Annotated in this window: 12 protein-coding genes; all 12 read right to left on the bottom strand. The window is 44.6% G+C overall.

Annotated elements, in window-relative coordinates:
* Window positions 1–106: 106 nt before the first annotated feature.
* A complete protein-coding gene (locus J7623_RS24320; protein WP_291925295.1) occupies window positions 107–1,786 on the bottom strand; it encodes a glycosyltransferase family 39 protein in 1,680 nt (559 codons plus the stop codon).
* A 40-nt stretch (window positions 1,787–1,826) separates the two neighbouring features.
* Complete coding sequence (gene nagA, locus J7623_RS24325) at window positions 1,827–2,924, bottom strand: N-acetylglucosamine-6-phosphate deacetylase (protein ID WP_291925300.1); 1,098 nt, start codon at window positions 2,922–2,924, stop codon at window positions 1,827–1,829.
* Window positions 2,925–2,944: 20 nt separating this feature from the next.
* The gene (locus J7623_RS24330; RefSeq protein ID WP_291925303.1) at window positions 2,945–3,334 is read right to left on the bottom strand and encodes a VOC family protein; all 390 of its coding nucleotides are present in this window, start codon (window positions 3,332–3,334) and stop codon (window positions 2,945–2,947) included.
* A 46-nt stretch (window positions 3,335–3,380) separates the two neighbouring features.
* The gene (locus tag J7623_RS24335; protein ID WP_291925306.1) at window positions 3,381–4,184 is read right to left on the bottom strand and encodes an amidohydrolase; all 804 of its coding nucleotides are present in this window, start codon (window positions 4,182–4,184) and stop codon (window positions 3,381–3,383) included.
* Window positions 4,185–4,249: 65 nt separating this feature from the next.
* Window positions 4,250–4,708, bottom strand: coding sequence for a regulatory protein RecX (locus J7623_RS24340; protein WP_291925309.1), 459 nt, complete (start codon window positions 4,706–4,708; stop codon window positions 4,250–4,252).
* A gap of 28 nt (window positions 4,709–4,736) precedes the next feature.
* On the bottom strand, window positions 4,737–7,073 hold the full coding sequence (locus J7623_RS24345) for an ATP-dependent helicase (protein ID WP_291925311.1): 2,337 nt from the start codon (window positions 7,071–7,073) through the stop codon (window positions 4,737–4,739).
* Window positions 7,074–7,257: 184 nt separating this feature from the next.
* Entirely contained in the window at window positions 7,258–8,328 is a 1,071-nt protein-coding gene (locus J7623_RS24350; protein WP_291925314.1) for an acyl-CoA desaturase, read from the bottom strand.
* Window positions 8,329–8,726: 398 nt separating this feature from the next.
* Window positions 8,727–9,227 carry an RNA polymerase sigma factor gene (locus tag J7623_RS24355; protein ID WP_291925317.1) on the bottom strand — a complete coding sequence of 167 codons (501 nt, stop codon included), beginning with the start codon at window positions 9,225–9,227 and terminating at the stop codon, window positions 8,727–8,729.
* Between the two features lie 272 nt (window positions 9,228–9,499).
* A complete protein-coding gene (locus J7623_RS24360; protein ID WP_291925320.1) occupies window positions 9,500–10,051 on the bottom strand; it encodes an HdeD family acid-resistance protein in 552 nt (183 codons plus the stop codon).
* A gap of 492 nt (window positions 10,052–10,543) precedes the next feature.
* Entirely contained in the window at window positions 10,544–12,070 is a 1,527-nt protein-coding gene (locus tag J7623_RS24365) for a M28 family peptidase (protein WP_291925323.1), read from the bottom strand.
* Between the two features lie 120 nt (window positions 12,071–12,190).
* Complete coding sequence (gene rpiB / locus J7623_RS24370; protein WP_291925326.1) at window positions 12,191–12,649, bottom strand: ribose 5-phosphate isomerase B; 459 nt, start codon at window positions 12,647–12,649, stop codon at window positions 12,191–12,193.
* A gap of 29 nt (window positions 12,650–12,678) precedes the next feature.
* Complete coding sequence (gene tatC / locus J7623_RS24375) at window positions 12,679–13,536, bottom strand: twin-arginine translocase subunit TatC (protein WP_291925328.1); 858 nt, start codon at window positions 13,534–13,536, stop codon at window positions 12,679–12,681.
* Window positions 13,537–13,967 lie beyond the last annotated feature (431 nt).

The following is a 13,967-nucleotide window of genomic DNA, read 5'->3' on the forward strand; positions in this document are numbered from 1 at the left end:
CAGTTAGCTTTTAGCAAAATGCAGCGGAGATATAAGCAAGTAGGAATACACTTACGCTTATATCTCCGCTGCATTTTGCTAAAAGCTAAAAGCTAACTGCTAAAAGCTATTTCACTACTTCCACTGGTATTACCGAGCTGTTATGCGTTGGTGGCAGATCTCCGGCAAATACAGAAAACTTCAACTGGTACTTACCAGGTTTCTCCGGCATCACTACTTCCAGGTTGATTAAACGCCGTAGCACAGCCCTTTCCAGCGTCATGGTTGATTTCACCGGAGGTAACCATTCCTCTTTCGCCATAAAGGCATATCCCAATACCGGTTCATTGGTCCTGTCGAGGCGGATTGGCTGGTGATAGTCGTTATTGGGCTGCAGGATTACATTTACATGCTCTCCTCTTTTCGCCTTAATGGATTTCAACGCAGGCTTTAATTGTATAAGTGAGTAAGAGTAATAGTCAGTCTGGATGTTATAATCCAGGGTACCAAGCGCTGTTTTCAGGCTGTCTGTAATAGGAATCCCAGCACCGGGATCAAATACTATCATCACCTCCTTTCCCCATAATTCGGTTTCTGTGTTCCAGAAATTATACTGACTTCTGCGGGCATAGCGGCTGTTGAGGCTATAAGACAACTGCCCGGTATAAAACATATATTTCGATGGCCGTTGGTAACTATTCACAAATACTACCGGTTTGCCTTGCGCACGCGCGGCCACCTGCGATGTCCATACCCGGTTGTTATGTATTTCCGGTCTTATTTCCACACCTGGCATAAAATCCCAGATCATATACACTCTTACCACCAGCACCAGCAAAAGCGTTACCGGCAAAGTATATAACAGCCATTTCTGCGACCAGCCTTTACGGATAATTGCCTGGTGCGCCAATATTACTACAGGGGTAAACAACATCACCGTCCAGTTGGCCTCTACCCTGCCTTTGAAGGTACTTAACAGGAAAAAAGCCAACACCCCTATCACACAAAATTTAAGTGCCCGCTCAAAAGAGTTCTGAATAGGAGAACGGAAAGCGTAGTATAATATCAGCCAGCCCAATAAAGGCCCGAATAATAACAACTGCCCACCCAGGTAATCCAGCGAGTAACTGATATCATAGGAAGAAGCATTTCTATCTACCAGGTGATATTGCAGAGAAGGGAAGCCATGGGTATACTGCCAGTAAATATGTGGTAAAAACAACAGCGTGGTAAGGATACAAGCCACATAAAACTTGAACACCTTCAATAGGTTGATGTTGGATAATACCGTGAAGAAAACCAATAATACGCCATGGTACTTGCTATAGAACATCAATACCATGGAAACACCAAGCAGAATGGTGTTTTTCCAGGTTTGCTCGTTGAGGAAGTTGCGGTACACCCAGAAATAAATGGCCGCAAAAAATATTAATGGTACATCCGGCACAGCCAGTATTCCACCTATTTGCATGGCACCCATAGCGCCTACAATCAGGTAAAACAGGATATTATCTTTCGAAGCAATGAGGCGGGCCGTAACCCACAATGTGAGCGTATTGACCAATACAATCAGCAACCTCACTCCCAACTCGTTATGAAAAATGCCATATCCAATTTTGATCAACAGGGCTATCATTGGTGGATGGTCAAAATATCCCCAGTCGAGGTGACGTGAATACACCCAATAATAAGCCTCATCGTCCCACAGCTCAGAGAAGCAGGCCTGCAACAGGCCCAGCACCAGCCAGCTTAGGAGGAACAGATTTCTATACCGGTCTTTTTTAAAGAAGCGAGTTAATGCACTCATGTGGATATACAGTATGATTAATCCTGCGAAGATAGCGCTATTAACAGTATACTGTAGTATTCCAGTTGGAGTCGATTGCCACCAATGCCGCATCGTAGCCTACCGCAATGCGGCCCAATGCCTGCTCACGGCCTATGGCGCGGGCAGGATACAGCGATGCCATACGCAACGCCTCCTCCAGTGGAATCCCTGCCTCTTCCACGCAGTTACGAACGGCTTTGATCATCGTTAAAGAAGAACCGGATAGTACACCAGTGGCGCTCACATAACGGTCCTTTTCCCGGAGATAGATGTAATCTCCTTCTTTATTCTCTTCTACAGCATCTGTTATAAGAAACAGCCGCTCTTTCATCATTTTTTTACTGATACGGATAGCCGCAAAATCCACATGTATGCCATCGGCCACAATGCTGGCGCTTACCAGGGGATGGTCGTAAATAGCACCTACTATACCCGGCGCCCGGCTTTCCAGTGGCGACATCGCATTAAACAGGTGCGTGGCATGATGGATCCCATTATCAAACGACATATACGCCTGTGCGTAAGTAGCGTTACTGTGGCCGGCAAATATGGTGATCCCCGCAGCAGCCAGTTGTCGTACCAGCTCCGGGTCACAACGTTCCGGCGCCAGCGTCATGATTTTTACCACATCCTTTCCATTTTCGAGGATCCAGTTAATATCTTCCTGCGTAGGGATACGGATATATTTATCGAGATGTGCACCTTTCTTTGCCGGGTTCATAAAAGGCCCTTCCAGGTGCAGCCCTAATACGCCCTGTCCTCCTTGTTCCCAATAGGCTCTTACCGCTTTCATGGCTTCCAGCATAATATCCGGACCAATGGTAGCGAGGGTAGGCATTATCCAGGCAGCGCCACCTGCTTTACTATAGGCCATGGTAGCCGCTAACGAAGTCACAGAGGGGTACAACGAGAATAGCTGTCCATTTCCGCCATAGATCTGTAAGTCAATAAACGCCGGAGCCAGCAAAGCACCTTTCAGGTCTGTTTCATTACCGGTCAGCGCTGCTTTTGAAGCAGGCATCACGCCGGTAATTTTACCCTGGTGGGTAGTCACAACATGATCTTCCAATATTTCCTCACCAGTAAAAATGTTGGCGTTAATATAGGTTACAGACATAGCATGAATTTTTATAGACGTTAGTGAACTTCGTATAACTCTAAAGGCAGCCCATCGGGATCTGCAAAAAATGTAAATCGTTGATTAGTATGAGGATCTATGCGTATAGGCTCGGTGGAAACTCCTTTTTGCTGTAGTTGTGCTACCGCACTTTCAATATCGTTCACAGAGAAAGCCAGGTGACGTAGTCCGGCAGCTTCCGGACGGCTTACTCTTGCCGGAGGGTCGGGGAAAGAAAATAATTCAATGATGTACAGCTCTCCTAAAGCCAGGTCCAGCTTCCAGGAATCCCGTTCTTCCCGGTATACTTCCCGTATTACCTGTAAGCCCAGCACATCGGTATAAAATGCTTTACTACGTGGGTAGTCGGAACAAATGATAGCGATGTGGTGGACGGCTTGCAGGAACATGGTTATTATTTTTAGCTGTTAGCCTTTAGCTATCAGCAGTCAATTTTTATGCTTCCGGTAAAATAGTAAATGGATCCGCATCTTTCAGGAAAGGAATATTTTTCCTGATTTCGTTAAGGGGATCACGTTGAAGGGTATACGTAAAGATGTCTTCGTCATCAGATTTACGATAGATGATTTCTCCCATCGCATCAATCAGGCTGGATTCTCCGCTGTGATAGATGTTATTGCCATCGTTGCCTACCCTGTTCACACCTATTACATAGCATTGATTTTCAATAGCTCTGGCTTGTAATAAGGTCATCCAGGCGGTTTTGCGTCTTTGCGGCCAGTTAGCCACGTTGATCAGCACATCGTAAGCCGGTTCGTTGGTATCTGGCTGTATGTTATTGCGTGCCCATACCGGGAAACGCAGGTCGTAACAAATACTGAGATTGATCTTCCAGCCCTTCACCTGTGCAATCAGGCGTTTATCGCCGGGTTGATAATGATCCTGCTCTCCTGCATAACCAAACAGGTGGCGTTTATCATACGTACCATAGGTGCCATTTGGCAGCATCCATATGAGGCGGTTCAGGTATTGGCCATTCTCTTCGATGATCAGGCTACCGGTGATAATAATATTTTTCTCTGCCGCCTTTTTCTTCATCCATTGTACAGCGCTGCCATCCATTGTTTCAGCCAGTTTGGAAGACTGCATGCTGAAACCGGTGCTGAACATTTCCGGTAAAATCACTACTTCTGTCCTTTCCTTGATACTGTTGATTTTCTCATCAAACATGCGGAGGTTGGCTTCCTTATCTTCCCAGTGCAATTGCGACTGTATGAGTGTTACTTTCAGATCTGACATTGTCGGTTATTGTGATCACAAAATTACAACCTGACGGATTAGAAACTTTTCAAATTATTGCCTGCTTATCCGGCTTTATTTGCGATTTGTTCAAGCGCATCACTAATCAACTCCGATTCAAAGCCCCTTTGCAACAGGTATTGCATGGTTTTATATTTGCGCTTTATCTCCGTTTCTCCCTTCAGCGATTCATATTTCTTTTCAGTGAGTTTCAGCAGCACCGCTTCATAGTCTTCTTCATCAATCTCCTCCAGTCCTTTCCTGATACAGTAATCAGACACCTGCTTCTGCTTCAATTCCATCTTTATTCTTTTCCGGCCCCATTGTTTGATACGGAATTTACCGCCTGCATAGGCTTTGGCAAATCGTTCTTCGTTGAGGAAATTCTCTGCTATCAGTTCCGTGATGGCTTGTTCTACTTCCTCTCCTCTCAATCCCAGTTCCAGGCACTTATACCGGGTTTCCTGGTGACTCCGTTCCTGGTACGCACAAAACTGGCGAAGCTTTAGTATAGCGGTTTGCATGGAGCTATTCGCTTTTAGTAATTAATCCCTATCTCACAATCCTCAACTTGGCGTAGTTGAGCATAATTTTCTTTTCGCCGCCGCCTTTAGGGAATATAATTGTAGCAATCCTGTTGTTGGGAGCACCTTCCACGCCGGCAATGGTACCAAACCCAAATTTCTGGTGTTCTACCTGCATACCGGGTTCCATACCTGCCGGATCATCGGGGGTAAAGTTCTCAGACGGCACGTGTGTGGTAGCAGCACTGAAAGTAGGCTTGGGAGCCGGCTTCTGAGCCGCCGGCTGCGATGATGATTGCGCCGGTGACTTCTTCTGCATCCGGTCAAACATATTATTACTGTTGCTCCAGCCAGAAGTGTTACCGCTGCCGAAGGCATTGCGTACACTTCCGCCGCCAGCATAGCTGCGGTCGATGAACTTCTCCGGCATTTCCTCCAGGAACCGGCTGGGTTCATTTTGTACCAGGTTACCGAAGCGATAACGGCTATTGGCATACGTAAGCCAGAGGCGTGCTTTGGCACGGGTGATGGCTACATAAAACAGGCGTCTTTCTTCTTCCAGCTCCTCGCGGGTATTGATAGACATGCCGCTGGGGAACAAAGTTTCCTCCAATCCTACTGTAAACACTACCGGGAATTCCAGTCCTTTTGCAGCGTGGATGGTCATCAGTTTTACCACATCACTGTTTTCATCATTGCCCTGGTCTGCATCTGTAAGCAGGGTGATTTGCTGCAGATAGGAGCCCATGCTTTTATCCAGCAACTCGCCTTCTTCATCGGGGGTTTCTGTAAACTCTTTGATGGAGTTCAGTAATTCCTGCACGTTCTCATAACGGGCAAGTCCCTCCGTAGTTTTATCGTTGAATAATTCTTTTACCAGGTTAGTGGATTTACCTACCGCTACGGCTACATCGTAAGCGTTGTGGGTGGTCAGCAGCGCCTGGAAGCTCTTAATCATGATCACAAAGGCTTCCATTGCCTCCACAGTACCACCTTTGAAACCAAACTCACGGGCTCTTTCCAGCACTTCCCACATGGTGATGTTGTGTTCGTTGCTGAGTACAATAGTTTTTTCGATGGTGGTTTTTCCGATACCCCGCACCGGGTAGTTGATAATCCGCTTCAGGCTTTCTTCATCACGGGTATTCATGGTAATACGGAGATAAGCCACAAAATCCTTGATCTCTTTACGCTGATAGAACGATAAGCCCCCGAAAATACGGTATGGTATTGCCTTACGTCGCAGGCTTTCCTCAAAGGAACGGCTTTGTGCGTTGGTACGGTACAGGATCACGAAATCGCGGTTGTCGTAGTGATTCCGCAGTTTCTGCTCTGCGATAGTATCTGCTACAAATTTCCCCTCTTCGTTATCTGTCATGGTGCGTACCAGCTTAATGGTATCACCGTCGGTGTTATCTGTCCAGAGATTTTTTTCGATCTGACCTTTGTTGTGAGCAATCACTTCATTAGCCACGCCAAGGATCGTTTTGGTACTGCGATAGTTTTGTTCCAGTTTTACCACTTTCACATCATCATAATCTTTCTCAAACTGGAGGATATTTTCTATCGTAGCGCCGCGGAAAGAGTAGATACTTTGTGCATCATCTCCCACTACACAAATATTTTCGTTGACAGCACCCAGTAATTTGATGATTTCATACTGTGCAGGGTTGGTATCCTGGTACTCATCAATCATGATGTATTTGAACTTGTGCTGGTATTTATGCAGTACTTCGGGGAATGATTTCAGGAGAATATACATCTTGAACAGGAGGTCATCGAAGTCCATGGCGCCATTCTTAAAAGTGCGTTTGGCGTACATGTCGTAGATTTTGCCGATAAGCGGCCTGTTGGCACGCATATCTTCCTGTTGTACCAGGTGATCCAGCTGATATTCATCTGGTCCCATCAGGCTGTTTTTAGCAGCCGAGATACGATTGTATACAAAGGTGGGCTTATAGTGTTTATCATCGAGGTTAAGCTCGTTGATAATGGTTTTGATCACGCTTTTGGCGTCGTCAGAGTCGTAGATGGTGAAGTCGTTCGGATAACCGAGCTTATGGGCTTCCGCACGGAGCAGGCGGGCAAATACGGAGTGGAAGGTCCCGATGTAAAGATTACGGGCTTCGCTGCCACCGAGTATTTTCTCCACCCTTTCCTTCATTTCACGGGCGGCTTTATTAGTAAACGTAAGTGACAAAATATTAAACGCATCCACGCCATTTCGCATCAGGTGTGCGATACGGGTGGTCAGCACCTTGGTTTTTCCCGAACCGGCGCCTGCTACAATCATCAAAGGGCCGTTAATATGTGTTACTGCTTTCCGCTGTTGTTCGTTAAGCTCGTCTAAATAATTTGCCTTCATCACGACTGCTGTTTATATTTTATTTATAGTAAGATGTGTATTTCAGAAGGGTGTAAAAGTACGAAGAGAATTACGAATTATGAATTACGAATTACGGGATTTGTGAGAAGATGATAGCGGATATTATCCGCGTTTACTATCTTCTCACAAATCCCGTAATTCGTAATTTGAAATTCGTAATTCCTTATGGCTTAACGCCCAATGCTTTCATGAACCGGAAATGCGATACCACGGCTCCCTGCATAGTAGGGATACAGTTGTATGGCAGATTATGTTCGGCACATTTAGCGGCCACAATTTTACTGAGCGCAGGATAATGCACGTGGCTGATGCGGGGAAACAGGTGATGTTCTACCTGGTAGTTCAATCCTCCCACAAACCAGGAAATCAGTTTATGACCCGGGGCAAAATTAGCGGTGGTTTTTATTTGATGGATAGCCCATTCGTTTTCAATTACTTTAGCATCTTCTCCGGCGGCTTCAAAGGTGGTTTCTTCTACCACATGTGCCAACTGGAATACAATGGCGAGTGTGAAACCCATTACCAGGTGCATTACTGTAAAACCAATGGCCCAGGACTTCCAGCCCAACAGCACAATAGGCAGCACCATGTAAAAGGCTACATACAATACTTTACTGCCCCAGAACACCATATGATCAGTTAGTTTCATAGGTTGCAACGGCGTAGTATAAACTTTACGGCCGAGGTATTTTACAAAATCCATGATAAACACCCAGGCAAAAGAAGAGATGGCATATATCAACACTACATAGATATGCTGAATACGATGCATGGGCACCCATTTCTGTGAGCTACATTGACGCATCAGCGGGCTTTTGGCGATATCATCATCCAACCCATCCACATTAGTGTAAGTGTGATGGATGATATTATGTTTCTGTTTCCAGATAAAGGCATTACCACCCAGGGCATTCAGCGTGAGGCCAAGGGTATCATTTACCCGGCTGTTGGTAGAATAGCTGCCATGGCAGGCATCGTGCATTACGTTGAACCCGATACTGGCCAGAATGAAACCCAGCGCAGCACATAAAGTTACCGAGAGTGCCACTGGCATCGTAATAAATAGTAACGATACATACAAGGCTACTGCCACCGGAAGGAGGACCGCTGTTTTAAGATACAACTTCCAGTTGCCGGTTTTTCTGATGTTATTTGACTTGAAATATTCTTCCACGGCGGATTTCAGCGCCGGAAAAAACAACGCATTCTTGTTGTTGAAAGTTACTTTTGGCATATAGCATTGTTATATCCGGTATACAGACACCTGTAAGACACCAGGAAAATTTTGAATAGTGTGCACGCTAATTAACGGTTTAAAACCGGTAATTGTACCTTTTCTTTAATAATAAGTGATTATTTAACAAAGAATTGTGCTAAAAGGCAGTACAGGAGGTGAAGATACGTGGTATTTTCCGGATTAAGCGAAAGTCCGCAAACGCGCATACAATGAGCTTGCTGTTTATCCGTAATAGTTTACAGATAATACAACAGGTTTCACTTACAACAATTTGAAGCTGACTACCGGGTCTTCATAGTATTACAGCAGCAGCTGACGATGGTTTAATGAGGGTTTGCGGACTTCTGCTATTCAAAAGTCTGAGTAAGTTATCAATTTAGTATTTATACAGTATATCAATGTCTGGTAATACGGGTTTTCAACATTTTACGGGCAAAGTGAATACGGCTTTTCACGGTACCCAGGGGTTCGTTTAAAATGGCGGCAATTTCATAATACTTATAGCCTTCAAAATATAACAGGAACGGTTGTTTGAAGATGACCGGCAGATTATATACTACCATTTGCACATCTTTTACGCGCAGGTCCGATTCTGCAAAATTTCCGATTGCACTGGGCTGATGGCTCAACAGGTAATCCCCCACTGCATGGTCAAGTAGCCGGTATTGACGGTTACCACGGCGATAGTTATTAATGAAAATGTTTCGCATGATAGTGTACAGCCAGGCTCGTATATTGGTGCCTGCCAGGTACTTATCGCGGTTAGACAGTGCCCTGAAGAGTGTTTCCTGGTAGAGATCTTTTGCTGATTCTGAATCTTTGGTTAGGGTAACTGCGTACGGGCGCAGAAAATCAGCATTACCCAATAGTAAGTTGTTAAATTCGGTGGATGACATAACGGTTAACTTTAAATTATTCACAATTTCAATAGCAGCCTTTTCAATGGCCAGGGGAGAACAGCGTAGATAGTAATGGTTAGCCGCCGGCGCTCCATCTGTTAAGGTTGTATTGGCACCTGCAGTGCTGTAAACGAACAGGGACTATCAACACCCTGAAGCAGCAGATACAGATGCCTTAGTCAGGTGTTGTCATCATCAGGACTAGTTTTAGTTAAAGAATAAGCTTGCATGTGGGGAACTTTTAAAAATAGTAAACAGGGTATTGTATCTTATCTTCGGCTATTGGTTGAATGCCTGTTGCGAAGTCTGAAAGACAAAGATATCAGCATTATACCAGTAACAATTGCATAAATTCCAAACATCCAGGTAAGTGTAACGGCGGCGGCTACCGGGTTGGTGACCAGGAGCAGACCGAAAATGATGGTCAGCAGCCCACCCGCTATATACCAGCCTTCTCCCGTAATTACCTTCCTTAACCTGATCGCTATAATCAGCTCAAATAACCCGGCTATCATAGCCCAGAACGCGATTACATAAATCAGCGCTGCACCTGTAGCAAACGGATTATAAAACGTGAGGATGCCGAATATAACGCCCAGTAATCCGGAGATAAGAAAAAGGCCCCAATTCTCAGTGGTTTTACGTGCTGCAATGGCGCCAATAATGGCAAACAAGCCGGCAATAAAAAGATAAGCACCAATAAAAACAATGAAGGTGGCAAAGGTAATACCAGGCCATCCAACAGCCAGCACACCCAATGCCAGGGCAAAGATTCCTCTCAACAAAAAGATCCACCAGTAAGCGCTATAAAAATTAAGCATGCATTCTCAATTTAAGGTTTCACAAAACGTAACAAAGTTATGGCAGGGTATACCATTGCGTGCAACAATCGTTTCCGTCATTCTGAACAATCAGGACTACTATAACTAGGTGTTTTAAAAAATGCATGAATACCAGTACTTCCGTCACAATATCGATTAATAGGACACAAGGTTGCTCTCCTTGTGGGATAGTCTTCACTCTCAGTTTAAAGGGTGGCGGGAGTTTTCACGAACAACAACTGCTTCGCTAAAAATGTTTGGTGGCAGCCAGATTCTCAACAAAAAATAATGGCCTGATAACATTTTACCGAACGGATTCCTACATGCGCCATACTATAAATCTGAAAGAAAGTATGTATTGACTCTTAGCGCAAAAGACGCTCTACACAATTTAAAAAATTTTGTTAAAATAAACAAATAGGTTTCCTTACTATCTAAAACAATAGAAAGTACTGCATTTTAAGTCTCCTTACTACAGAGTACGCTTGATATTTACTTTTCGTGCCGGTCTACAATCAATTTGTGTTCCCTGTTAGCAATATCCCAGGCGGTATAAAAAACGAGGCGGGCCCGCTTTGCCAGCAGTGCATAGCTGATCTTATCCACGGTATCTGTAGGCTCGTGGTAATCCGCATGTGTGCCGTTGAAATAGAAGATAATCGGAATGTTGTGCTGTGCAAACATGTAATGGTCTGACCGGTAATAGAAGGCTTCCGGATCATTGGGATCGTTGTATTTATAATCCAGTTTAAGCCCGGTATAGGTATTATTGGCCTTTTCATTGATAGGCCGCAGTTCTGAGCTGAGCTTATTGTCACCAATAATATACAGGTAGTTCGTATCTTTTTCATGCGCCGGATCTATGCGGCCAATCATGTCAATATTCAGATCGGTGACCGTATTGGCCAGGGGATAAATGGGGTGGTCTGTATAATAGGCTGATCCCAGCAGTCCTTTTTCTTCTCCGGACACGGTCATAAATACCATGCTTCGGCGTGGGCCATGCCCCTCTTTTTTCGCGCGGGCGAAGGCGGCAGCAATCTCAATTACAGCACTGGTACCAGATCCATCATCATCGGCACCATAAAAGATTTTATCTCCATTTTTTCCCAGGTGATCATAATGTGCGGTAATAAACACCACTTCCTCTTTTTTGTCCGTGCCTTCCAGGTAAGCCAATACGTTAGACGGATGCAGTACCGTAGCTATTTTATCAAACAAAATGTGAACAGGCGTTTTAACGGTAGCAGGTATCTTTTTCCCCTTTTCCAGGTCTTCCAGCAGGGATTCACTGTGGTTGATCCCCATTATAGCTGCTGCCAGTGTGGGCGTAATGAAGTAGGTATTGGGTTTATGGATGGTATCTTTTTCCCAGTAAAGCCCGGTAGTACGTAATTTTTGCTGATTTAATGCGCTGAAGCGACCGGCAGACGGGGAAATCACCAGGATGGCGGCAGCGCCTTTTTCTCCGGCTATTCTAATTTTATCCTGCAGGGTGCCTTTATCGTTGGCCAGTCCTTTCTTCATCACATCTCTGATCATGACTACCTGGCCTTTTACATCCAGCGTACCATAGTCGTCATAATCGCCGCTAACAATTCCCCGGTCGGCATAGATGACATGTGTGGCATTGATATTCTGCGACTGTCCGGAGCGCAGGTCTGCCAGGAAATCATGTCCATACAAAAAGGTTTTGTTTTGCACAGTAATAGTGCTTTGGCGGAGGCTATCTGAATATAACGGATAGAACTGCTCCCATTTGCCGTTAGCTCCTGGCTTCAGACCGGCAGCCTGGAACTGGCTGATAATATATGCGGCAGCTTTTGCCTGGCCTGGTGTGGCTGTCTCTCTTCCTTCCATGGCGGGACCTGCAATGATATGCAGTTGGCGGCTCAGGCCTTCGGCGGTAATGGTTTCGCCATACCTGGCAGCTACTGTGTTGTAATCCACAGCAGTATTGAGCTGTGCTTGTGCAACAGAAATAAATAACATACAGATGGCAACCAGCGCAACCCTCATGGAGTGTTTTTTTAATGACGGATGATATAAATAAAAAGAGCCGGTTGAAAGCCGGCTCTTTAATATTACTACATTTTCGTGTATTCGTTACAGTAAAAAGTGATATATGGCTGCCAACCTTTACAGGCAAACCATTTTACGCACTCTGTCCTGGTGGCGTCCTCCTTCAAAAGGAGTACTGATAAATGTTTCCACCATTTCAGTAGCTACCGGAATATCTACAAAGCGGGCCGGGATACACAGCACGTTGGCGTTATTATGAGAACGTGCCAGTCTCGACAACTCTGCGCCCCAGCAAATAGCAGCGCGGATGCCCTGGTGTTTGTTGGCGGTAATAGCCACGCCATTGGCGCTGCCACAAATCAGGATACCAAAGGCAGCCTGTTCTCTTTCTACCGCCGTAGACACCGGATGTGCATAATCCGGATAGTCTACAGAATCTTTTGAATGTGTGCCGTAATCCTTTACCTGCAAGCCTTTTGATTCCAGGAAAGAAATGACTTCTTCTTTATACTCAAACCCTGCGTGATCTGAACCAATAGCTACAGGCAGCGTAAGATTGAATATTGTATTTTCCATTTCAGTTACTTGTTTTCAGTTAGAGATAATTAAGACCACTCTTCTACTTCTGTTTTGGTCATTTTGTCTTCACGGTCTTTCAGCGCTTTCTTTGATATAAAGATACTGATTTCATACAGACAGTATAAAGGTACGAATACGATCAACTGATCAATGATATCCGGCGGCGTAATAACGGCGGCCAGGATCAGGATCACCACAATGGCGTGGCGTCTGTAGGAACGGAGGAAATCCGGTGTAAGGATGCCTAGTTTGGTGAGGAAAAATACCAGGATAGGCAATTCAAACAACAGGCCCATACCCAGTACAATCTGGGTCATCAGGTCAAAGTAATCATCTATGAAAAACTGGTTCACGGCTTTAGTAGTAACCGTATAAGATGCGAGGAAGTTGATGGTAAAAGGCGCCATCAGGAAGTAAGCGAAACCGATTCCGAGGAAGAATTGAAAAGATACCCAGAAAATAACGCCTCTGGCACCTTTCAGCTCTTTTTCTTTCAGGGCCGGCTTAACGAAGCGCCAGAACTCCCAGAAAATGTAAGGAAAGGCACAAACGAAGCCAATCATGAAGGCCAGTTTAAATTGCAGCATAATCTGCCCCACCATTTTATAGTTCAAAAACTGAACCTTTACAGGCGTAATACAGAGCTGATCGCCTAATCCCACCCAGTGACCAATTTTACACAGTGCTACATAAGATGGGAAAGACGCGTTAGTAGGTCCGAAGATGACGTAGTCAAGAATTTCCTGTGTATATACAAATCCAAATATACTAAACGCCACAATTGCCAAGGCTGATCTGACAAGGTGCCACCGTAGATCCTCCAGGTGGTCAAAGAAAGACATTTCTGCCTTATCCTCGTTATTCGAAAATAATTTCTTAAACATACTTTATACGGTCGAACGATGTGAATACAGTTTCTCTTTAAGGATCACAAATATAGCTGTTGCATACTACAAATTACAGTAGCACACACATAAAGTAGCCTATTTTAATATTGCTTTAAGTAGATAGTAGAAGATAATGCGTAGAAAGGGGAAGAAGAGAGATCAGTGAGGGTAAAAAAAAGAGCCAGCCCGAGAAGAATCAAGAGCCGGCCTTTCATCCATTGTTTGTTAACCCCAAAAAAGTTGAATTCGAGAATGTCTTTAGCTTCCAGTTAAACTACTTACCTAATTGATGGCAAGCGTTCAGTATAAGTAAGAATCCCTGGTCGCGCTTTATTTGTAATACAAAAATAACAAGAATTATTTTATTATCAATGTTGGAACACTTTTTTTACAACCTTTTAACAAAAATCAAATCATTGTGTTACATC

It is taken from the genome of Chitinophaga sp. (assembly GCF_017745275.1).
Lineage (GTDB): Bacteria > Bacteroidota > Bacteroidia > Chitinophagales > Chitinophagaceae > Chitinophaga.

Excerpts from the sequence above, each read along its gene's own strand:
- J7623_RS24320 (WP_291925295.1), bottom strand. The coding sequence starts at position 1,786 with ATGAGTGCATTAACTCGCTTCTTTAAAAAAGACCGGTATAGAAATCTG.
- nagA (WP_291925300.1), bottom strand. The coding sequence starts at position 2,924 with ATGTCTGTAACCTATATTAACGCCAACATTTTTACTGGTGAGGAAATA.
- J7623_RS24330 (WP_291925303.1), bottom strand. The coding sequence starts at position 3,334 with ATGTTCCTGCAAGCCGTCCACCACATCGCTATCATTTGTTCCGACTAC.
- J7623_RS24335 (WP_291925306.1), bottom strand. The coding sequence starts at position 4,184 with ATGTCAGATCTGAAAGTAACACTCATACAGTCGCAATTGCACTGGGAA.
- J7623_RS24340 (WP_291925309.1), bottom strand. The coding sequence starts at position 4,708 with ATGCAAACCGCTATACTAAAGCTTCGCCAGTTTTGTGCGTACCAGGAA.
- J7623_RS24345 (WP_291925311.1), bottom strand. The coding sequence starts at position 7,073 with ATGAAGGCAAATTATTTAGACGAGCTTAACGAACAACAGCGGAAAGCA.
- J7623_RS24350 (WP_291925314.1), bottom strand. The coding sequence starts at position 8,328 with ATGCCAAAAGTAACTTTCAACAACAAGAATGCGTTGTTTTTTCCGGCG.
- J7623_RS24355 (WP_291925317.1), bottom strand. The coding sequence starts at position 9,227 with ATGTCATCCACCGAATTTAACAACTTACTATTGGGTAATGCTGATTTT.
- J7623_RS24360 (WP_291925320.1), bottom strand. The coding sequence starts at position 10,051 with ATGCTTAATTTTTATAGCGCTTACTGGTGGATCTTTTTGTTGAGAGGA.
- J7623_RS24365 (WP_291925323.1), bottom strand. The coding sequence starts at position 12,070 with ATGAGGGTTGCGCTGGTTGCCATCTGTATGTTATTTATTTCTGTTGCA.
- rpiB (WP_291925326.1), bottom strand. The coding sequence starts at position 12,649 with ATGGAAAATACAATATTCAATCTTACGCTGCCTGTAGCTATTGGTTCA.
- tatC (WP_291925328.1), bottom strand. The coding sequence starts at position 13,536 with ATGTTTAAGAAATTATTTTCGAATAACGAGGATAAGGCAGAAATGTCT.